Below are 19,908 nucleotides of genomic sequence, written 5' to 3'. Positions count from 1 at the left end.
TCGAGTGTAGAGGGACTCGCTGCCCTAGCGGGCCGTGACCTTGGCGAGCTTGCGTTCCAGCTGGTTCGCCAGCGCCTCGTCCTCGCTCACCTGCGCAAGGGCGCGAATCGCCGGGGGGTAGAGCGGTTGCAATTTGTAGGCGCGCCACGCGAACTCCCGGGCCCCGGCGCGATCGCCAAGCTGCGCCGCCACCTCGCTGCGCAGGGCCAAGACCGCCGGATCGTTGCGCGCGCCGTGGGCGATGGCGCTGTCGAGCATTGCCGCTGCCGATGCGAATTGCCCGCGCGAGGCCAGCCATCCGCCGTAAAGGCCAGCAGCCGACGCGTCGTTCCCGCCACCCGAGAGGTAGCTTTCGAGGACCTCGCCAATTGCTGCGGAGTCGTCCATCATCGTGTAGGCGGCCGTCAACCGCTGGGTCAGCGGCCAGTCCCGCCGCACCTGCGCCGCCCGCGAATAGGCCTGGATGGCCCGGTCGATCTCGCCATGGGCGAGCAAGGCATCGCCGAACAGGCTCTGGGCGTCACCCGATCCGGCATGCTCACGCGCGAATTTTCCGGCTTCGGTCACCGCTCTTTCGGTCTGACCCGTGCGGAGGTATTCCCGCACGAAATCTCGCAGATCGGGACCGCTGTCGAGTTGATCGAAGCGTAGCGCTTCGGGCAGGGTACGGCTTGGCAGGGGCGTAATCGCGAGGACAGCAGGGCGCGCGGCTGCGTCGAGGAACACCGCCGCGTCCTCGCGCCGGTCGAGCGTTTCGAGCGCTCGGCCTACCAAGGTCTTGAGGTAGGGAGACGCGCGCCGCGCCGAGGCTCGCTCGGACAGGCGTGCCACCAGTTCGCGCTCACCCCCACTCAGTATCAACGAACGCGCCAGCAGGTGGATCACCCGTTGATTGTCGGGTTGGATCTGCGAAAGCCGATCAAAGGTCAGCGCGGCACTGGCATAATGACCCAGTTCGAGGTCGAGAATGCCGCTTAGCAGTAAACCCGAGGGGGACTCCCTCTGCGTCTTGGGCGCGCGCAGCAGCAGTGATCGGGCGAGGTCGAATTCGCCCCCGCGCGCAGCGAGGACGGCATTGAGATAGACGATCCGCGGCGCGCTCGACGACAGCTCGCTCGCCCGACGTAAGGCGGCCAATGCCTCTCCGGCTTCTCCCGCATCGCCCAGCGTCGCGGCGTATTCGGTCAACAGTGCGGCATCGTCGGGCGTCGCCTCCAGCGCCGTTTCGAACCATTCCAAAGCAGGACGCGGTCCATGCGAATCTCGGACCAGTTGCGCACGAAAGCGCAAGGCGACCGGATTGTCGGGATCGATCGCAAGCGCGCGGTCGGCGGCTTCGATCGCCTGCAATTGCTCGCCGCCGCGATAGCGCAGGCGGCCGATATCGGTCCACAATTCGGCATTGTCCGGATCGGACTTCAGGGCCCGGTCATAGGCAGCCCCGGCTTGGGCGAGACGGCCCTCGCGCATTTCGAGTTGACCGAGCATGCGAAAGCCCAATCCGGCCGTCTCGGGCGAAAAAGCACCGTTTCCAAGCCATCGTCGCGCCTTGACCAAGTCGTCCTGCTGCAGGGAAGCCTGGCCCAGATAGGCGGCAAGGTCGGGCTCCGAATGGTCCTGCTCGAGCATGGCGCGCAAGCGGCTTTCTGCGGTCTGGCCGTCACCGCGCGCCAGCGCCGATTGCGCGGTCTCGAAGGGCGAGGCCCGCTCCTCGCCCCCCCCGCAGGAAGCCAGCAGCGCGGACAGCCCCAGCAGCAGCACCAATCGCCGAAGGTCAGCTCTGCAGATCATATTGCTTGAGCAGATCGTAGAGCGTGGGCCGGCTGATGCCGAGCAGCTTGGCGGTGCTGGATATATTCCCCTCGCTGCGCGCCAATGCCTGCCGGATCACCTTGCGATCCGACTGTTCGCGCGCGCTCTTGAGGTTGAGCGGCAACTCGCCCTCCCCGTCTTGCGCAGTCGACAGGTCGAGGTCTTCGGGCGTCACCAGCTTGCCATCGGCCATGATGACCGAGCGCTTGACACGGTTTTCGAGCTCGCGGACGTTGCCCGGCCAACCCCAGCCATCGATCGCCGCCAGAGCGTCGGGGGTGAAGCCCTGCACCTGCGGATTCATCTCCTTTGCGTGGCGGGTCAGGAAGGCCTTTGCAAGCAGGACCGAATCCCCGGCGCGTTCGGTAAGGGTCGGAATTTTCACCACGATCTCGGCCAGGCGATAGAACAGATCCTCGCGGAAGGTCGCCTCGCCGATCATGGTTTCCAGATCCTGATGCGTCGCGCAGACGATCCGCGTGTCGACCGGAATCGGCTTGCGCCCTCCGATCCGCTCGATCGTGCGTTCCTGAAGGAAGCGCAGCAGCTTGACCTGCAATTGCAGCGGGATATCGCCCACCTCGTCGAGGAACAGCGTCCCGCCATGCGCCAGCTCGATCTTGCCCTCGGTGGTCTTGACCGCCCCGGTGAAGGCGCCCTTCTCGTGCCCGAACAGCTCGCTTTCGAGCAGGTTCTCGGGGATCGCCGCGCAATTGATCGCCACGAAGGGCGCATCGCGGCGGTCGCTGGCATCGTGCAACCCGCGCGCGAGCAATTCCTTACCGGTCCCGCTGGCGCCGAGCAGCATCACCGAGACGCTGGTCTGCGCCACGCGTTCTATCGTCCGCGAGACCTTGAGCATCTCGGGCGCGGCGGTGATCATGGTCCCCAGAACGGTGCGATCCTCGCCGACCCGGTCGGCCAGGCGCCGGTTCTCGTGCTCGATCTCATGCAGCCGCAGCGCGCGATCGACGATCAGCCCGAGCGCCTCGATATCGATCGGCTTCTGGTAGAAGTCATAGGCCCCGCGCTGGATCGCCTGGAGCGCGCTGTCGCGCGCGCCATGGCCCGAAGCGACGATCACCTTGGTGTCGGGCTTCAAGGCCATGATCGCGTCGAGCACCGCGAAACCCTCGCTGGTCCCGTCGGGGTCGGGCGGCAGGCCGAGATCGAGCGTGACCACAGCGGGCGCTTCGGAGCGCAGCGCGGTCAGTGCCGATTCGCGATCGCCGGCGATCATCACGTCGAAGCCGTCATAGGCCCATTTGAGCTGCGCCTGCAGACCCTCGTCGTCTTCCACCACCAGCAGTTTCGGCTTGGCTTTCGCCATCATGCGACCTCGTTCTTTCTGGCTTGCGCCTCGTCGGGCCCGGTCTCGCCGGTCGGCTGTATGTCGCTCCGCGCCGCGAGCAGCTTTTCCGCCGCATCGGTCGGCAGACTGATAGAAAAGCGACTGCCGAAGCCTTCGCGCGATTCGACATCGAGCCGACCGCCCATCGCCCGGATCATCACCCGCGCTTCATGTGCGCCAATCCCGAAACCGCCATCCTTGGTCGAAACGAACGGCTTGAACAGCTCGTTGCGGACGAATTGCGCGCTCATCCCGCGGCCCGCATCCACAACCGCCATAGTGCCGCGCAGACCCTCGTTGCGGACTTCGATCTGGACGGGGGCATCCGTTGCGCTGGCATCGATGGCGTTCTGGACGAGATGGACCACGGCCTGTTCGAGACATTCCCGATCAGCCAGCACGGGGGAGCGACCCCGACCGGAAAAGTGGACCGGATGGTTGCGAGAGAAACGGTTCGCGAGCGTTCGTCCCAGTTCGGCCAGGTCGACCCGCTCGCGCCGCCCGGTGTCCGCGCCGCCATATCTCCCTAGCCGCGCGAGCAGGGCGTTGAGCTTGTCCGAACTGTTGCGCAGCGTGATCAGCATGTCCTTGCGGAATTCCGGATTGTCGGCGTGCTTTTCGGCATTGGTCAGCAGCAGTGACATCTGGCTCGACAGGTTCTTGATGTCGTGCAGCACGAAGGCCATCCGCCGGTTGAATTCGTCGAAACGGCGCGCCTCCTCGAGCGCTTCCTGCCCGGCCTGTTCGGCCAGATAGCTCGCTACCTGCTGACCGGCCACGCCGAGCAGATCGAAATCCTCCCAGTCTAGCCCGCGATGGACCGGGGGGCGACCGAGTATGATGACCCCGATCAGGCGATCATGGTGGTTCAGGGGGACCGCCGCCCAACCATGCGTTTCGTCGAGCAGCCAGGCAGGCACCATCTCCGCCTCGCCATGATGGGAGATACCTCTCCGGCTTTCGTCGAGATCGACGATCAGGCCTTCGCGCTCCAGTAGTCGCGCGAGTTCCAGCGGCATGGCCGGAGCGGGTACTTCGATTTGCGACCAGCGCCAGCGAGCACCCAGAACCAGGGTCCCATCCTCGTCGGGGACCAGGAGCAATCCGCAGGGACTGTCGGTGATGTCCGCGAGGGACTGGATCGCGCGTTCGGAAAGGCTGTCCTGTTCTCCGGAGGGACGACCGATAGTGTGGGTGAAGCGGATCCATTCCGAGCGGTAGTCGTAACGGTGCTTGAACAGATGTTTGGTCGCCATGACCCGCAGCCAATCGCGAACGCGCTGCGATGGCAGCCACAGAACGGTGAACGCGGCTGCGGCCAGCAGAAATCCAACCTGGGTGATCCGCCCGAGATCCCCGGAGAAACGCGCCGCCCAGCCCGACAAGAGCACCATGGCGGCGAAATAGCCACCGATCAGCACCAGCGAGAGCAATTGGAAAGTCACCGCGCGCGAAGGCCGGAAGGTCAGCCCGCCCCCCGAACGGGAAAAACCGACCGCGATGCCACAGGCCACTCCGGCCGTGACCAGCCCGCGCATTCCGTTGAGTTCGGCGAGCGTCCCGCCACCGAGATAGGCAACGGTGTGAAAATTGAGCTCGAAGCCCCAGAACAGCGCCAGCGCACCCGCGCTCCAGGCCAGCAGTCTGCGCGACATGTCGGCGGCGCCTGCGTAGAGATTGTGCAGCAATACCAGCGCGCCCACTGCCACGAGGATGTGCAACAGTGCGAGGGTCTCGAACGCTACCCGCGCGCCGTCGCGATCCAGAACGCCGCCCATGCCGACGAAGATCACGAACACCTGCAGCAGCTGGACGAAGACAAGCGAGCCGATGACCGGCCGCACCACGCGCAAGCTCGCATCGCGGCCATCATTGGCGAACAGGCGGAACAGCACAATGGTCCAGGCGAGGTCGCGCGCCGTCTCCGCAAAATGCGCTATCGCGCGGTCGGCTCCGATCGCCGCGATTGCCAGGCACCACAGCGCGGTAACGGACAGCGCCGCGAGCGTCGCTACCCGATCCGAGCGATCGCGCCGTCCGTTGCGGGCGATCCACGCCGCAGCGAAGACGCAGGCCAGAGCGGCAATGCCGAAGGCGATGAAGGCCAGGATTCCCTCCATGGTCCTAGCGCGCGCCCTCGGGCCAGAGGATAACCCGGAAGGTCTGCAGCAAGATCAGGATATCGAGGAAAGGGGTGTAATTCTTGGCGTAATAGAGATCGTATTCGAGCTTGTGGCGTGAATCCTCGATCGAGGCGCCATAGGGATAGTTGATCTGCGCCCAGCCGGTGATGCCCGGCTTTACCATGTGCCGCTCGGCATAATAGGGCAGGTGTTCTTCCAGATCGGCGACGAATTGCGGCACCTCGGGGCGAGGCCCGACAAAGCTCATTTCGCCCTTCAGCACGGTCCAGAGCTGCGGCAGTTCGTCGATCCGGACCTTGCGGATGAACCGGCCGATGCGGGTGATGCGCGGGTCGTTCTTGCTGGCCCATTGCGCACCATCCTTCTCGGCATCCCGCGCCATCGAGCGCAGTTTGATCACTGCGAAGGGCTGACCGTAGAGCCCGACACGGGTCTGGCGAAAGAAGGCGGGTCCCTTGCTTTCCAGCTTCACCAGCAGCGCGAAGAACGCGATGATCGGAAATGTCACCACGAGGAGCACCAAGCTTACGATCAGATCGAAAGCACGCTTGCCTGCACCCGAAATGACCCGGCCTGCCGAAAAGCCGTCGGAAAAGATGAGCCAGCTCGGATTGAGCGTATCGAGATCGACACGGCCGGTCTCGCGCTCAAGGAAGCTACTGAAATCATTGACGGAAACCCCGCGGGTCTTGACGCGCAGCAGGTCCTTCAACGGAAGCGAATTGCGCCGTTCCTGTAGCGCGACGATGACTTCGCCGGCGCCGACACGTTCGACGTAGCGACCCAGATCACCGATGGAATCGCGCGGCACCGCATCGGCAACCACGAGTGGACCCTCACCCATCGCGATGCAGGAGACTATGTCGAAGCTGCTGCCCGATTTGCCCGCGAGATCGCACAGCCGCTGCGCCCGCGGTCCGGCACCGAGGATGAGAATGCGGCGGCGGAAGGTCGAGGTCCCCAGCCTCGGCCCGAGGATCACACGATTGAGGATCAGCAGCGCGATCGCGAGGATCATCGCGTAGAGGAGCACCGACCGCCAGAACATGTTGCCCGGGATGAGAAAGTCGAGCAGCGAGATCCCCAGCACACCCAGACTCACCGCGACCAGCAGCCGCGCGGTTGCAAAACGCAGCGAGCGCAGCGCATCGGGCCCGTAGCTGCCCACCGCAATCATCGCCAGATTGACCACCAGAGCAAAGGCGAGGATTTCGGGGAAACGCCCGAGAAATGGGCCCGCATCGGTATCGATTTGCCAGACACGGAATTGCCATGCCGCTTCGCCGGCCAGCAGCAACAGCAGCATGTCCACCAAGCCCAACACCATCACAGCGTAGGGTATGTAGTGTTTGAACAGTCTGATCATGCGTGGCCGGCCCGATCGCTCATTGCAAACTGGCTATAGCCTCGACAGGTGAACTGTCGGTAAATTTTACAGGATTTGATGGAATAACGGGAGAGGTCTCAGGGGAGCGTCAAATATCTCGACACCGTCACACAGGCAGAGTGCCCCTCAGAAGAGGTCCTGAGCGCAGGGGTCCTGAGCGAGGGGTCTCGCTACTCGCCGTCCACCGCATTGGTCACGGCATCGCCGGTCTGCTGGGCAGCGTCGCCAACCTGATTGGCCGCTTCGCCGATCTCGTTCGCGGCACCTGTCACGGCATTGTCCCTGGCGATCTCGGATTCATTCTGCTGCGTGAAAAACCACACCGCCACGCCGATAGCGAGCAGAACGATCAACACAATCAGCCAGCCCGAACCGCCGCTGCGCTTCTCGTCGGTGATGACAGTGTGCGTGGTATGGGTATCGCCCGATGGCGTGCGTGTTTCGGTAATGCGTTCTTCGGTCATGGCGCCCTCCGATTGAATATCGAGTGGAGGCGAAACTGGCCAAGAACCTTTTCGTTCCAGCCAGTTGCTAAAGTGTGACGCTCTGGTCGCCGAAGTCGAAGGGGGTCGTCCCGCGCGTCACCGGATCGAAGCGCAGCCTACGACCGATCGGCGGCAATGAGCGCTGCTCGCATCCCGCGATATGGCAGCGACGACAGCCGGGTCCGATCGGCACCGCATCTTCCGGCCTTAGCGAAACCCCGCGCGCCTGCGCCAGCGAACCCGCCAGCGCAGCGTCGAGCCCCAGCAACACCGCGAACCGTGCCGCGCTTCCCGTTCCCGTCCCCTCGACGGTGCGACCGATGGTGAACCAGATATCCGCGGTGTTCCCGTCGCCCTGGGAGTTGACCGTCTGGACGAGCAGGTCGCCCGATCGCTCGAAGGTCTTGTGCGCGATCCACAGCGGGCAACTGTGCTCGGCCTCGATCAGTTCGGCGCCGCTCGCTCCGACGATACGCTTGGAAAACTGGCCCGCGCGGTCGAGGCGGACCATAAAGAACGGCAGGCCTCGCTGCCCCACGCGCTGGAGCGTGGTGAGGCGGTGGGCGAGCTGCTCGAAACTCACCCCGAAGCGACGCTGGAGCACCGGCAAGTCGTAATCGGTGGCGTCGCAGGCGCGCAGGAAGCGGCCGTAGGGCATGATCAGCGCGGCGGCAAAATAGCCTGTCAGGTGGTGGAGGAAGAGCTCGCGCGCCGCTTCGTCGTCGAACCGCGCGCCCTGAGCGATGGTGTCGATGGCCTCGCGCTGCTCGAGCTGCGCGAGTTGCACGGCCAGCTGGAACACGCGCGATTCCGGGGGGAGCATCTCGGAGAGCTGTACCTGGCGCGCATGGAGATCGAGCCGGCGGACGGCGCCGGGCATGATCTCGCGCGGGAGCAGCCGAACGGCGAACTGGTGCCGTTCGCGCAGCCGCTCGGTCAGCGCGACAGAGAGATCGCCGCGGGACAGCCGCATTTCATCGGATAATTCCTCCGCCGCGTGGTCGAGGTCGCCGAAATGGTTGCGCCAGCGCTCGATCTCGCGCCGCGATGCGACGATGGAATCGGCGCTGGGCGCGCTGGCTTCCCCTGCCCGGTCGTAGAGCCGGGCAAAGGCGGCCGCCGCCTGCGGGGCGGAGGACAGGAACTCGTCCACCTCCTCGCGGTCGATGGCAAGGTCGGCGAAGCGTTCGTCTGCGAAGCGGCGCGCAAGCCCGTCGAGACCGCCGATCGTGGCATCCTCGCGCAAGGTCCTGGGGTCGAAGTCGAATTCCTCGACGAGGCGCATCATCACCCGCGCGCTGACGGGGCGCTGGTTGCGTTCCATCAGGTTGAGATAGCTGGGCGAGATGGAAAGGCGTGCCGCGGTCGCGGCCTGCGTCAGGCCCTCGCGGCGTCGGATGCGGCGCAGCGCCGGTCCGGCAAAGACGGATGGATCGGCCAAATCGTGTAATATCCTTTACAACATTACAGACGCATTAGCGCCGTAACGCCACTTTTGACAAGATGGTTTGTAAGTTTCCCTGTCATTTCAGACTCAAAGGCGCAAGTTGTGTGCAACGAGTTTCACAGGAGATGCACATGACCTATCAAGCCACCGTCGACGACTTTGCCAAGACCATCGGGCAGAATGGCGCGCCTTGGGCAGCGATAGACGCCGAAAGCGCGGCGCGGATGCAGGCTCAGAACCGGTTCCCCACCGGGCTCGACATCGCGAAGTACACCGCGAAGATCATGCGCGCGGATATGGACGCCTATGATTCCGATCCCGCGCAATATACCCAGTCGCTGGGCTGCTGGCACGGGTTCATCGCGCAGCAGAAGATAATCTCGATCAAGAAGCATTTCGGCAGCACCAAGCGCCGCTACCTCTACCTCTCGGGCTGGATGGTCGCTGCGCTGCGCAGCGATTTCGGGCCCCTGCCCGACCAGTCGATGCACGAGAAGACCAGCGTTTCGGGGCTGATCGAGGAGATCTACACCTTCCTCAAGCAGGCCGATGCCCGCGAACTCGGCATGATGTTCCACGAACTCGATGCCGCCAAGGAGCGCGGCGACGAGGTCGAAGCCAAGCGGATCAAGACCGCGATCGACGGGCACGAGACGCATGTCGTGCCGATCATTGCAGATATCGATGCCGGCTTCGGCAATGCCGAGGCGACCTATCTGCTCGCCAAGAAGATGATCGAGGCGGGCGCCTGCGCGCTGCAGATCGAGAACCAGGTTTCGGACGAGAAGCAGTGCGGCCACCAGGACGGCAAGGTCACCGTTCCGCATGAGGACTTTCTCCAGAAGATCCGGGCGATCCGCTACGCCTTCCTCGAGCTCGGCATCCCCGAGGGCATCATCGTTGCACGCACCGATTCGCTCGGCGCAGGTCTCACCAAGCAGATCGCCTATTCCAAGGAGCCCGGTGATCTCGGCGACCAGTACAACGCCTTCCTCGATGCCGAGGAGGTCGATCCCGCCAATGTCACCAACGGCCAGGTCTTCATCAGCCGCGACGGCAAGCTGATGAGCCCCAAGCGGCTGCCTTCCAACCTCTACCAGTTCCGCGCGGACACCGGCGTCGACCGGGTGGTGCTCGACTGCGTCACTGCGCTGCAGAACGGCGCCGACTTGCTGTGGATCGAGACCGAGAAGCCCAATGTCGACCAGATCGCCGGCATGGTCGATCGCATCCGCGAGGAGGTGCCCAACGCCAAGCTGGTCTACAACAATTCGCCCAGCTTCAACTGGACGCTCAACTTCCGCCAGCAGGTCTATGATGCCTGGGAAGCAGCGGGCAAGGACCTGTCGGCTTACGAGCGCGCCCGCCTGATGAGCGTGGATTACGATCAGACCGAACTCGGCATCGAGGCCGACGAGAAGATCCGTACCTTCCAGGCCGACGGCGCCAAGCGCGCGGGCATCTTCCATCACCTGATCACGTTGCCGACCTATCACACCGCCGCGCTCAGCACTGATAATCTCGCCAAGCGCTATTTCGGCGAGCAGGGCATGCTGGGCTATGTCGAGCAGGTGCAGCGCCGCGAAATCCGCGAGGGTATCGCCTGCGTCAAGCATCAGAACATGGCCGGCTCGGACATCGGCGACGACCACAAGGAATATTTTGCCGGCGAAGCGGCATTGAAGGCTGGCGGTAAGGACAATACCATGAACCAGTTCGCGGCCGCATGAGCCGCGCCGGAGAGAGGATTTTTCCATGACGACCGACACAACACCCGAACCGGCACGTGAACCCGGCCGCGCTCGCGCCTTGCTCTCAACTGCAGACTTCCGCCTGCTCCGCACCGCGCTCTCGAGCCACGCGCGGCAGACCGAGGACCGCGAGGAGCTGGCGAAAATCAACGCGCTGCACCACCGACTGGGGACCTATGCGCCCGACGCCGAATAGTTGACCCTTTTCTCCTGGGGAGGAGAAAGCGGCCGCCGGAGTGCTTATTGCGCGCCGGCGGCCGTCATTGTTTGAGAGGCAGGCTCAGCCGCCCTGCGCGGGCATCAGCGTCAGCGCCGCGCTGGCGAGACCTTCCGCCCCGGTCGCGATGACCTTTTCCGCATCGGGCGCCCAGAAGGGCGAATGCAGCGACGGCAGCGAGCCCTCGCCCGCCGCCGCCTTGTCGATCTGCTCCTGCGGCACCCCACCGACCCAGAAGATCAGCGATTCGACATCATCGGGCGCCGCGCGGCGGAACTGGCCGAAATCTTCGCCCCCCATCACGCTGGGGACCTGCATCACCCGCTGGTCGCCGAAGCGGGTACGGAAATGCGTCATCACGGTCTCGGTGAAATCGGGATCGTTGTAGGTCGAGGGGGTGTAGGGATCTTCGACCGTCACCACCGGCATCTTGTCCTCGGGCATCCCCGCCGCCATCGCTTCGCCGCGCGCAATCCGGGCGATCCCGTCGAGCAGCAGCTTGCGCGAGGCGTCGGAATAGCTGCGCACGGTGAGCTGCAACTTGGCTTCGTCGGAGATGATGTTGTGCTTTGCGCCCGCGTGGAAGCTCCCGACGGTAACCACCGCCGGGTCGAGCGGCGAGCTTTCGCGGCTGACCAGCGTCTGCAGCTTCATCACGATCGAACTCGCCAGCACCACCGGGTCCTTGGTGGTGTGCGGATAGGCGCCGTGTCCGCCGACACCGGGCACGGTGATGTCGACGCTGTCGACATTGGCCAGCGCGAAGCCCGGCGAATAGCCGATCATCCCGGCGGGAAACTGCGCCGCATCGTGGAAGGCGATCGCGTAATCGGGCTTGGGAAAGCGGGTGTAGAGCCCGTCCTCGAGCATGGCGAGCGCGCCCAGCCCGAGTTCCTCGGCGGGCTGGAGGATCATCACCAGCGTGCCTTGCCAGCCATCCTTGCGCTCGGCCAGCAACTGCGCCGCGCCAATGAAGGCCGCCATGTGGGTATCGTGGCCGCAGGCGTGCATCACCCCGGTGGTAACGCCGCTGGCGGGAGTGGCGGTCTGCGTCGAGGCGTAGGGCAACCCGGTCTGCTCGACCACCGGCAGCCCGTCCATATCGGCGCGCAGCAGCACCACCGGACCATCGCCATTGCGCATCACCGAGACCACGCCGGTCTGGCCGACGCCCTCGGTCACCTCGAAGCCGAGGTCACGCATCCGCCTGGCCAGCTTGGCGGCGGTCTCGTGCTCCTCGAAGCTGAGTTCGGGGTTGGCGTGGAGATCGCGGTAGAGCTCCATCAGATCGGGCATGTCCGCCATCAGGTCGTCGCGCAGCTCGTCGGCTTGCGCGGGCGCGGCGAAGGCCAGCGCGGTGGCCGATATCGTGGCGGCCAGGCTCGTCAGTGAAATTCTCATGGTTACGCTTCTCCCCCGGGGTGTTGACACAGTTGACACGGTCCGCGGTTTCTGTGCGAATCCAACAGGATCAACAAAAACAACCGCTTAGCATCATTCCGGTCAGTGTTGCAGACTGGCGCGCTGTAGGAAAGTCCTCACAGGTCGTAGGTCAGCACGAGCATGAACGAGAGCGTTGCCGTCATCAGGATCACCAGCGGTACGCCGGTACGGATATAGTCGCGGAACTCGTAGGATCCTTCGGCCATGATCAGCATGTTGGTCTGATAGGCGATCGGGGTGGCGTAACACAGATTGCAGCCGAACAGCACCGCGAGGATCAGCGGCTCGGCGGGCAGGCCGAGCTGCGCCGCGATGGCGAAGGCAATCGGTGTGCCCACCGTCGCGGCGGTGGCGTTGGAGGCGAAATTGGTCAGCACGGTCACGAACAGCATGATCGAAGCCAGCACCATCGCCGGGGAGAGATATTGCAGCCCGTAGGCCAGCAATTGTCCCAGCCACAGCGCGGCACCGCTGTCGTCGACGATCCGGCCGATCGCGATGCTCGCCGCGATCAGGACGATGACCTTGGCCGAGAGCGCGCGACCCACCCGGTCGAATTTGACGCAGCCGGTGACGAACATCAGGATCGCCCCGCCCAGCGCGGCGATGGCGATGGGCAGCAGGCCGATCGAGGCGGTCCCGACAGAGCCCAGCATGATAGCCCCCGAAAGCACCGCCTTGGAGCGGCGCGGCAGCTCGCGCATGCCTTCGAGCGTGAGCAGGCTGTCGCTGCTCGCGAAATTCTGCAGCTCGTCGGGGAGGCCCATCACCAGCAGCACATCGCCCTCGACGAAGCGCAGATCGCCACCTTCGCTGTACCTGTCATCCGGGCCCATCAACCGCTCGGGACGATGGATTCCGACCACTGCCACGCCATAGAGATCCGCAATCCCAGAACTGGGTAGCGTGCGACCGATCAACCGCGAATCGCCCGTCACGGTCATTTCCACCACCACGATATCCTGGCGGCTTTCCTGGCCCTTACGCCTGATCCGATCGAGCACCCAGCCGGGAGCGGCCTCGCCCTTGAGAAGGCGCATCGCTTCTTCCAGCGCTTCGTGCGGTCCCGACATGCGGAGCCGCTGCTGCGGGCGCAGCAGTCCGGTCGGGGCTTCGTGGAACTCGATATCGGCGGGCAGGCGCGGGAGGATCTCGGACAGCTCCTTGCCGTTGAGCAGGCTGCCCTCTGTCACCCGCAGCCGTGCGGAAAAGCGCCGGTTGAGCCCGCTCTGCGCCACCGAATTGTCGCCCAGCAGGCGCGGCATCACCAGCCACAGGTAGGGCAGCGCCACCAGCGCCGCGACCAGCACGATCGGGGTGAACTCGAACACGCCTATGGGGCGCATCCCGAGATCGCTGGCGATCGAGACCACCAGGATATTGGTCGAGGTGCCGATGGTGGTCGCCATGCCGCCGATCAGCACCGCCGCGTTGAGCGGGATCAGCGTCTTGGAGGCAGGCATCGCGCCGCGCGCCGCCAGCGTGACGAAGATCGGCAGCAGCAGCACCAGCACCGGCGTATCGTTGACGCCCATCGACAGCAGCATCGCCAGCACCAGCGACACCAGAAGCCCGACCTGGAGGTTGAACTTGAACAGCCGCTCGAGAAAGCGCGCGGCGGGTTCGAGCGCGCCGGTCACCACCAGCCCGCGTCCCATGATCATCAGCGCGCAGATCGTGATCAGCGCGTAATGGCCGAAGCCGGCAAAGGCGAGCTGGAGCCCGTCGGTCGGTCCGGTGTCGGGCAGCGGGAAGAAATAGAGCCCGACCGCGATCACCGCGATGGTCAGCAGCGAGACGATCTCGACCGACAGCCGCCCGCGCGCAAAACCGATGAACATCGCGACCGTGACGACGAGCGCCGCGATCGCGTGGGGACTGGGTATGCCGGGCATCATAGGGCGCCGCGATTCCCAAAGCTGGCGGGTGAACGCAAGTCAATTCGACGAACAGGTGCGCGATTTGCGCCCTTCCGCCGGCTCGGAAGCCGTCAGGACCAGGTAGGCGAAATCGAGGTGGTGCCCCTGGCCGGACTCGAACCGGCACTCCGTTAGGAACTCGATTTTGAGTCGAGCGCGTCTACCAATTCCACCACAGGGGCATTCTCGCGAAGGCGGCGGATAGCGGGACCGGACTTCGCTTTCAAGCGGCTTGCAGCGCCGCTGGAGGCGTTATCTCAGAGAGCCGGCCAGCAGCTTGTGCAGCCGCGAATGCAGCGAATCGTTCGCCGCCAGGATCTCCGCCGAGTGGATCGGGTTCGAGCGGCCGCGGAAGTCGGAGACGAAGCCGCCCGCCTCGCGCACGATGAGGCAACCCGCAGCGGTGTCCCAGTCGTTGAGACCGCTTTCCCAAAAGCCGTCGAAGCGACCGGCAGCGACCCACGCAAGATCGAGCGAGGCCGCGCCATAGCGGCGGATCCCCGCCACCTGCGGTCCGATGGCGGCGAAGATCTTGGTCCATTCACCAAAATCACCATGCCCGGCAAAGGGGATTCCGGTGGCAACCAGCGCTTCGGAAAGGCGCGAGCGCGCCGAGACGCGCAGACGTCCGTCGTGGAGCCACGCGCCGCGGGTCTTTTCGGCCCAGAAGGTCTCGTCGGTGATCGGCTGGTAGATCACCGCAGCGGTGACATCGTCCCACCCGCCGCCGCCGGGCTTGGGTTCCTGCACCGCGATCGAGATCGCGAAATGCGGGATACCGTGGAGGAAGTTGCTGGTCCCGTCGAGCGGATCGACGATCCAGCGCGGCTTGTCGGGATCGCCCGGAATCGTGCCGCCTTCCTCGAGCACGAAGCCCCAGTCGGGCCGCGCGCTGAGCAATTCGTCATAGAGCGTCCGCTCGGCGATCTGGTCGGCCTTGGAGACGAAATCGGCGGGGCCCTTGCGGCTCACCTGGAGATGCTGGACTTCGCCGAAGTCGCGGCGCAGGCGGTTGCCCGCCTTGCGCGCGGCGCGCTCCATGACGCGGATCAATCCGGATAGGGCTGGCATGGTCTTCCTGTTCTTTCATCGTCGGGCATTCCCGCCCGCTGGCGGCGCCCTGGGGTGCGCGTCGCGCTCAGCCGGCCTTGCCGACATAGCTGCGTGCATAGACATCGACCACGATGCGCGTGCCGCTCTCGATATGCGGCGGGACCATCACCCGCACCCCGTTCTCGAGCACGGCGGGCTTGAAGCTGGAGGAGGCGGTCTGACCCTTCACCACCGCATCGGCTTCGACAATGGTGGCCTCGATCTGGTCGGGCAGCTGGACCGAGATCGGGCGGTCTTCCCACAGTTCCAGCGTGACGACCATGCCGTCCTCGAGGAAGGGGCGCTCGTCGCCCAGCAGATCGGTGTCGAGATTGATCTGCTCGTAATTTTCCTGGTCCATGAACACCAGCGCCTCGCCATCCTGGAACAGGAACTGGTAGTCCTTGGTCTCGAGCCGGACCTTCTCGATCGTATCGGCGCTGCGGAAGCGGACATTGGTCTTGCGGCCATCCTGCAGGTTCTTCATCTCGACCTGCATATAGGCGCCGCCCTTGCCCGGCTGGGTGTGCTGGATCTTGGCGACCTTCCAGATGCCCTTCTCATATTCGAGAATATTGCCGGGACGGATGTCCACACCGCTGATCTTCATGGGGGTTCTGCCTTCGATTGGGGAACGGTGCGCGAGGGCGCGCAACCGCATTGTGCCGCGGCGCTTAGCCGAGCGCCAAGGCCGGAGCAAGGTGGCTGGCGTTAGGGCCGCCGCCGCGCTACTGTGGACGCACACCCCATGATACCGAAAACCGCCTTCCTCGCCGCCTGCGCCTTTGCCCTGTTTGGGGCTCTCTTCGGATCGGACGTGGCGCATGCCGGTGCGCGGGACCGGATCGGCACGCTGCCGCAGGGCCGCTACGAATGCGGGCTGCCGGGCGATGCGACGGGTCAGGCCTGGGTGGTCGATCCGGCCTATAATTTTTCCATCGCAAGCGCCTCGCGCTACGACACCGCCAAGGGCATGGGGACCTATCTGCTGGTCGGGCACGACGTGATCTTCACCCGCGGCCCGATGAAGGACATGCGGATGCGCCGCCAGGCCTCGGGCCTGCTGCAGCAGGTGAATGCCGATGGCGAGCTGGGCCGGCTGCGCTGTAACCGGGTCGGCAGCTAGCTTGGCCGGAGACTATTCGGCGGTCAGCAGCGGATAGGGATTGATCGCATTGGCGGGTTCCCACCACTCGGCATCCGCCGTGGTCTGCAGGATCGCGAAATGAAGATGCGGGGTGTCGCTCTCGGCATTGCCGCTGCTCCCCACCGTGCCGAGCCGCTGCCCGCGACGGATCCGCTGGCCTTCCTTCAGACCCTCGGCGTATTTGTCGAGATGGGCGTAATAATGGATCGTGGTGCCATCGCTGGTGCGCACATAGATCGTGTTGCCCCCGGCGCGCGAACGGTACAGCTTCTCCACCGTGCCCGCGCCCGCGGCGCGCACCGTGGTGCCGACCGGCGCCATGATGTCGAGCGCCTCGTGCAACCGCGCGCCATCGCCGCGCGACTGGGTGAAGGTGTCGCTCAGGTCCGAAGCGCGGACATTGAGCACCGGGATCATCAGATTGTCGCTATTGCCCGAACCGGCTTCGCGGTCCGCCTCGCCATCGAGCGGTGCGGCGGGTGCTGCATCGGTCTGCGTTCTGTCTGCGGCAGGCGACGGGCTCGGTGCCGCCTCGGCAGGGCGCGTGGTGTTGCGCTGGCCCTCGCTGGTAGCGTTCTCGATCAGGCTGCCGCCCGCGACGATCCAGACCGCGCTGGTCAGGGTCGCGGTGATGATGATGGTGAGGATGCGGTCGATCAAGCTCATGCGAGTCCATAGACCGGGATTGCCGGGGAATTCCAGCGGGATCGACCGCCAGGACGGCGCTGCCTATTGGGGCGGCTTGGCCTGCGCCGCCTCGATCTGCGCCGCGAAAGCCTTGACCGCCGCGGCCTCGTCGCCGTTCCAGACCGCGCCCGAGACCGCGAGGAAATCGGCTCCGGCCTCGATCAACGGGCGGCAATTGGCGGGCGTGATCCCGCCGATCGCCACGCAGGGAATCTCGAACAGCCCGCTCCACCAATCGAGCATTGCGGTGTCGGCGCGGTGTTCGCTCGATTTGGTGGTGCTGTCGAAAAAGGCGCCGAGAGCCACGTAGTCGGCGCCCGCATCGCCCGCTTCCATCGCCAGATGGCGCGAGGCGTGGCAGGTCACGCCGATCTGCGCCTCGAGCCCGAGCTCGCCGCGCGCCTCGCGCGGATCGCCGTCGCCCTGCCCCAGATGCACCCCGTCGGCCCCGATCCTTTTGGCCAGCGGCACGCTGTCGTTGACGATGAAGGCGACGTCATGCGCCGCGCAGAGCGCCTGCAGCGGCTGGGCGAGCCGCGCCGCCTCGTGCTGGTCGACATCCTTGATCCGCAGCTGGAAGGCGGTGACCAGCCCGCCGCCGGCCTCGATCGCGCGTTCGAGCCGTTGGGGGAAGGCACCGCCGACTTCGAGCGGCGAGATCAGGTAAAGCTGGCATCCGATATCGGTCATGCGCCGCTGTTAGCGCCGCGCCGCGGCTTCGTCACGCCTTCTGGCGACAGCTCCGTCCATTCAGCCGCCGGACAGCGGCGCGCGCACAGGCAGGCGCGATGCACACAACCGCCCTCGCCCGCTTCGCCCTGCTGCTCGCCATCCCCGCTTTGGGGGCCTGCGCGATCATCCCCGACACGCCGATGGTCGGGCAGGAGGCGGCGAGCCAGGGGACCCCGGTCGCCCTGGGCCGGTCGGCCTGGGTCGGCGATGCGATCGTCACCCCGCTCGCCGTGGTCGAGGACAGCCGCTGCGCCGCGGGCACGCAATGCGTCTGGGAAGGAAGAGTGGTCGTCTCGACGCGGATCACCTCGACCCATTGGCAGCAGACCGTCCCGCTGGTGCTGGGCGAACCCTATCGGGTGATGAGCCGGGATTTCCTGCTCGCCTCGGCGAACCCGACGAAAAACGCCGGGCAGGAAATCCCGCCCGGCGCCTATCGTTTCGCCTTCACCGCCGGGCAATAGCCCGCCGGTCCCGGGTTCTCAGGCCGCGGTCTCGCCCGTGCTGGCGCAGGTGATCTCGTCGATCGCATTGCCCAGCGCCTGGTCGAACTGCTGGTCGTCCATCTTGGCTTCGAGAACCTCAAGCAGTGCGCGGCTGAAGCTGGCGATCATGCCGTCGTTCTTGGCCAGCTCGCGGCAGGCCTGCTCGCGGCTGTAGCCGCCCGACAGCGCGACCACGCGCAGCACCTTGGGATGGTCGATCAGCGGCTTGTAGAGATCGGGCTCGCTGGGAATGGTCAGCTTCCACATCACCTGCTGGCCCTCGGGCACGCGCTCGAGCTGGTCGAGCGCAGCGGCCAGCACCAGCGCTTCGGCCTGCGGGCGGCTCTCGCTCTTGAGGCTGACCTCGGGCTCAAGGATCGGCATCAACCCGTTGCTCAGGATCTGCAGCCCGAAATCCATCTGCTGCGCGATGATGGCCTCGACGCCCTCGCGGTTCGCCTCGTGGATCACCGAGCGCATCTTGGTCCCGAACACGCCGAGCTCCTTCGCCCGCGCGCACAGCTCATTCAGGCCGGGGATCGGCTTCATCAGCTGGACGCCGTTCGCCTCGTCTTCCATCCCCTTGTCGACCTTGAGGAAGGGCACCACGCCGCGGCGCGCCAGCAGCGCCGGGATCGGCGAACCGTCCTTGCCGCAGCCGTCCATCGTCCGCTCGAACAGGATCGCGCCCAGCACCTTGCCATTGGAGAAGGACGGCGAATCGACGATCCGGCAGCGCATTTCGTGAATCCTGGCGAACATCTCCTCTTCGCCGTCCCACTCGCTGTCTTCGACGCCGTAAGCCTGGAGCGCCTTGGGGGTCGAACCGCCCGACTGGTCGAGCGCCGCGATAAAGCCGCGGCCGGTCGCGATACGGGCCTGCATTTCTTCGAAATTCATAAGACAATCCCTGCTGTTGGCGCAATTTTCTGCGGGCCATACCCAGCCCCCGGGGTCGCCGCAACTGGCCACGTGGGCAACTTCGGCGTCAGTCGCTCGTATTACCATGGCAAGCCATGGAGAAAGCGATGCTCGACGAGACCCAGGAACGACTTTGCGACACCAACACCACCGATTTCTCGGATTTGAAAGCGCTGACGATCAATTGCACGCTCAAGCGCTCGCCCGAGGGTTCGCACACCGCCAAGCTGCTCGGCGTGGTCGAGGCGATCCTCGTGCGCAACGAGGTGCAACTGGAGCAGCTCCGGCTGGTCGATCACGAGATCGCCCCGGGGGTCTATCCCGACATGACCGAGCAGGGCGCGACGCGCGACGACTGGCCACAGATCTGGGAGAAGGTCCGCGCCGCGGATATCCTGGTGATCGGCACGCCCATCTGGCTGGGCGAGAAAAGCTCGGTCTGCCAGCGGCTTATCGAGCGTCTCTATGGCCATTCCGGGCAGACGAACGACAAGGGGCAATATGTCTTTTACGGCAAGGTCGGCGGCTGCATCGTCACCGGCAACGAGGACGGCATCAAGCATGTCGGGATGGGCGTGCTCTATTCGCTGCAGCATATCGGCTACACCATCCCGCCGCAGGCCGACGCCGGCTGGATCGGCGAGGCGGGACCGGGGCCCAGCTATGGCGATGCGGCCGAGGATGGCGAGAGCCGGGTGGGCTTCGACAATGATTTCACCCGCCGCAACACGACCTTCGCGACATGGAACCTGATGCACATGGCGCGGATGCTCAAGGACGCCAGCGGCATTCCCTGCCATGGCAATTCGGTCGATCTATGGAGCGAGGGCCGCCGCTTCGACGCGCCGAACCCCGAACACCGCTAGCCCCGAGCAACGCTCGGCCGAA

Annotated in this window: 18 protein-coding genes and 1 tRNA gene; 5 read left to right on the top strand and 14 right to left on the bottom strand. The window is 65.3% G+C overall.

What is annotated here, in order from left to right:
• Nucleotides 1-24 precede the first annotated feature (24 nt).
• From ACWIKC_RS06120 to ACWIKC_RS06095, 6 genes are all read right to left on the bottom strand, one after another.
• Nucleotides 25-1,791 (bottom strand): tetratricopeptide repeat protein, encoded by a 1,767-nt coding sequence (locus ACWIKC_RS06120; protein WP_454599227.1) that lies wholly within the window; start codon nt 1,789-1,791, stop codon nt 25-27.
• Entirely contained in the window at nt 1,775-3,142 is a 1,368-nt protein-coding gene (gene prsR, locus ACWIKC_RS06115; protein ID WP_454599451.1) for a PEP-CTERM-box response regulator transcription factor, read from the bottom strand. Before prsR ends, ACWIKC_RS06120 begins: the two co-directional genes overlap by 17 nt.
• Nucleotides 3,142-5,283 carry an XrtA/PEP-CTERM system histidine kinase PrsK gene (prsK, locus tag ACWIKC_RS06110; protein WP_454599226.1) on the bottom strand — a complete coding sequence of 714 codons (2,142 nt, stop codon included), beginning with the start codon at nt 5,281-5,283 and terminating at the stop codon, nt 3,142-3,144. The genes prsR and prsK overlap by 1 nt, the downstream gene beginning before the upstream one ends.
• 4 nt (nt 5,284-5,287) lie before the next feature.
• Nucleotides 5,288-6,673, bottom strand: a complete 1,386-nt coding sequence (locus tag ACWIKC_RS06105) for a TIGR03013 family XrtA/PEP-CTERM system glycosyltransferase (RefSeq protein WP_454599225.1) — start codon at nt 6,671-6,673, stop codon at nt 5,288-5,290.
• Nucleotides 6,674-6,864: 191 nt separating this feature from the next.
• Complete coding sequence (locus tag ACWIKC_RS06100; protein WP_454599224.1) at nt 6,865-7,158, bottom strand: hypothetical protein; 294 nt, start codon at nt 7,156-7,158, stop codon at nt 6,865-6,867.
• Nucleotides 7,159-7,225: 67 nt separating this feature from the next.
• Nucleotides 7,226-8,620 (bottom strand): helix-turn-helix domain-containing protein, encoded by a 1,395-nt coding sequence (locus ACWIKC_RS06095; RefSeq protein WP_454599223.1) that lies wholly within the window; start codon nt 8,618-8,620, stop codon nt 7,226-7,228.
• Nucleotides 8,621-8,757: 137 nt separating this feature from the next.
• On the opposite strand from ACWIKC_RS06095, the gene ACWIKC_RS06090 reads away from it, so the two are divergent.
• Complete coding sequence (locus ACWIKC_RS06090) at nt 8,758-10,356, top strand: isocitrate lyase (protein ID WP_454599222.1); 1,599 nt, start codon at nt 8,758-8,760, stop codon at nt 10,354-10,356.
• Between the two features lie 25 nt (nt 10,357-10,381).
• On the top strand, nt 10,382-10,573 hold the full coding sequence (locus ACWIKC_RS06085) for a hypothetical protein (RefSeq protein WP_454599221.1): 192 nt from the start codon (nt 10,382-10,384) through the stop codon (nt 10,571-10,573).
• An 84-nt stretch (nt 10,574-10,657) separates the two neighbouring features.
• On the opposite strand, the gene ACWIKC_RS06080 is transcribed toward ACWIKC_RS06085, so the two are convergent.
• From ACWIKC_RS06080 to efp, 5 genes are all read right to left on the bottom strand, one after another.
• The gene (locus ACWIKC_RS06080) at nt 10,658-11,995 is read right to left on the bottom strand and encodes an amidohydrolase (protein ID WP_454599220.1); all 1,338 of its coding nucleotides are present in this window, start codon (nt 11,993-11,995) and stop codon (nt 10,658-10,660) included.
• A gap of 137 nt (nt 11,996-12,132) precedes the next feature.
• Nucleotides 12,133-13,935 carry an SLC13 family permease gene (locus tag ACWIKC_RS06075; RefSeq protein ID WP_454599219.1) on the bottom strand — a complete coding sequence of 601 codons (1,803 nt, stop codon included), beginning with the start codon at nt 13,933-13,935 and terminating at the stop codon, nt 12,133-12,135.
• A gap of 118 nt (nt 13,936-14,053) precedes the next feature.
• Nucleotides 14,054-14,138: transfer RNA gene (locus tag ACWIKC_RS06070), tRNA-Leu, on the bottom strand.
• A gap of 70 nt (nt 14,139-14,208) precedes the next feature.
• Nucleotides 14,209-15,027: an inositol monophosphatase family protein gene (locus ACWIKC_RS06065; RefSeq protein ID WP_454599218.1), complete on the bottom strand. Its 819-nt coding sequence runs from the start codon at nt 15,025-15,027 to the stop codon at nt 14,209-14,211.
• 67 nt (nt 15,028-15,094) lie between these two features.
• Nucleotides 15,095-15,658: an elongation factor P gene (gene efp / locus ACWIKC_RS06060; RefSeq protein ID WP_454599217.1), complete on the bottom strand. Its 564-nt coding sequence runs from the start codon at nt 15,656-15,658 to the stop codon at nt 15,095-15,097.
• Between the two features lie 138 nt (nt 15,659-15,796).
• On the opposite strand from efp, the gene ACWIKC_RS06055 reads away from it, so the two are divergent.
• On the top strand, nt 15,797-16,174 hold the full coding sequence (locus ACWIKC_RS06055) for an elongation factor P (RefSeq protein ID WP_454599216.1): 378 nt from the start codon (nt 15,797-15,799) through the stop codon (nt 16,172-16,174).
• Between the two features lie 12 nt (nt 16,175-16,186).
• On the opposite strand, the gene ACWIKC_RS06050 is transcribed toward ACWIKC_RS06055, so the two are convergent.
• Nucleotides 16,187-16,861 carry a M23 family metallopeptidase gene (locus tag ACWIKC_RS06050; protein ID WP_454599215.1) on the bottom strand — a complete coding sequence of 225 codons (675 nt, stop codon included), beginning with the start codon at nt 16,859-16,861 and terminating at the stop codon, nt 16,187-16,189.
• A gap of 63 nt (nt 16,862-16,924) precedes the next feature.
• A complete protein-coding gene (gene thiE / locus ACWIKC_RS06045) occupies nt 16,925-17,572 on the bottom strand; it encodes a thiamine phosphate synthase (protein WP_454599214.1) in 648 nt (215 codons plus the stop codon).
• Between the two features lie 98 nt (nt 17,573-17,670).
• On the opposite strand from thiE, the gene ACWIKC_RS06040 reads away from it, so the two are divergent.
• A complete protein-coding gene (locus ACWIKC_RS06040; protein WP_454599213.1) occupies nt 17,671-18,078 on the top strand; it encodes a hypothetical protein in 408 nt (135 codons plus the stop codon).
• Between the two features lie 18 nt (nt 18,079-18,096).
• Here ACWIKC_RS06040 and ACWIKC_RS06035 read toward each other — a convergent pair whose 3' ends face one another.
• On the bottom strand, nt 18,097-18,999 hold the full coding sequence (locus tag ACWIKC_RS06035; RefSeq protein ID WP_454599212.1) for a fructose bisphosphate aldolase: 903 nt from the start codon (nt 18,997-18,999) through the stop codon (nt 18,097-18,099).
• Between the two features lie 128 nt (nt 19,000-19,127).
• Between ACWIKC_RS06035 and ACWIKC_RS06030 the strand changes: the two genes are divergently transcribed.
• Nucleotides 19,128-19,886 (top strand): flavodoxin family protein, encoded by a 759-nt coding sequence (locus ACWIKC_RS06030; RefSeq protein ID WP_454599211.1) that lies wholly within the window; start codon nt 19,128-19,130, stop codon nt 19,884-19,886.
• The last annotated feature ends 22 nt before the right edge of the window (nt 19,887-19,908 follow it).

It is taken from the genome of Qipengyuania sp. SM2507, assembly GCF_053714505.1.
This window is presented reverse-complemented; position numbering and strand designations above follow the sequence as displayed.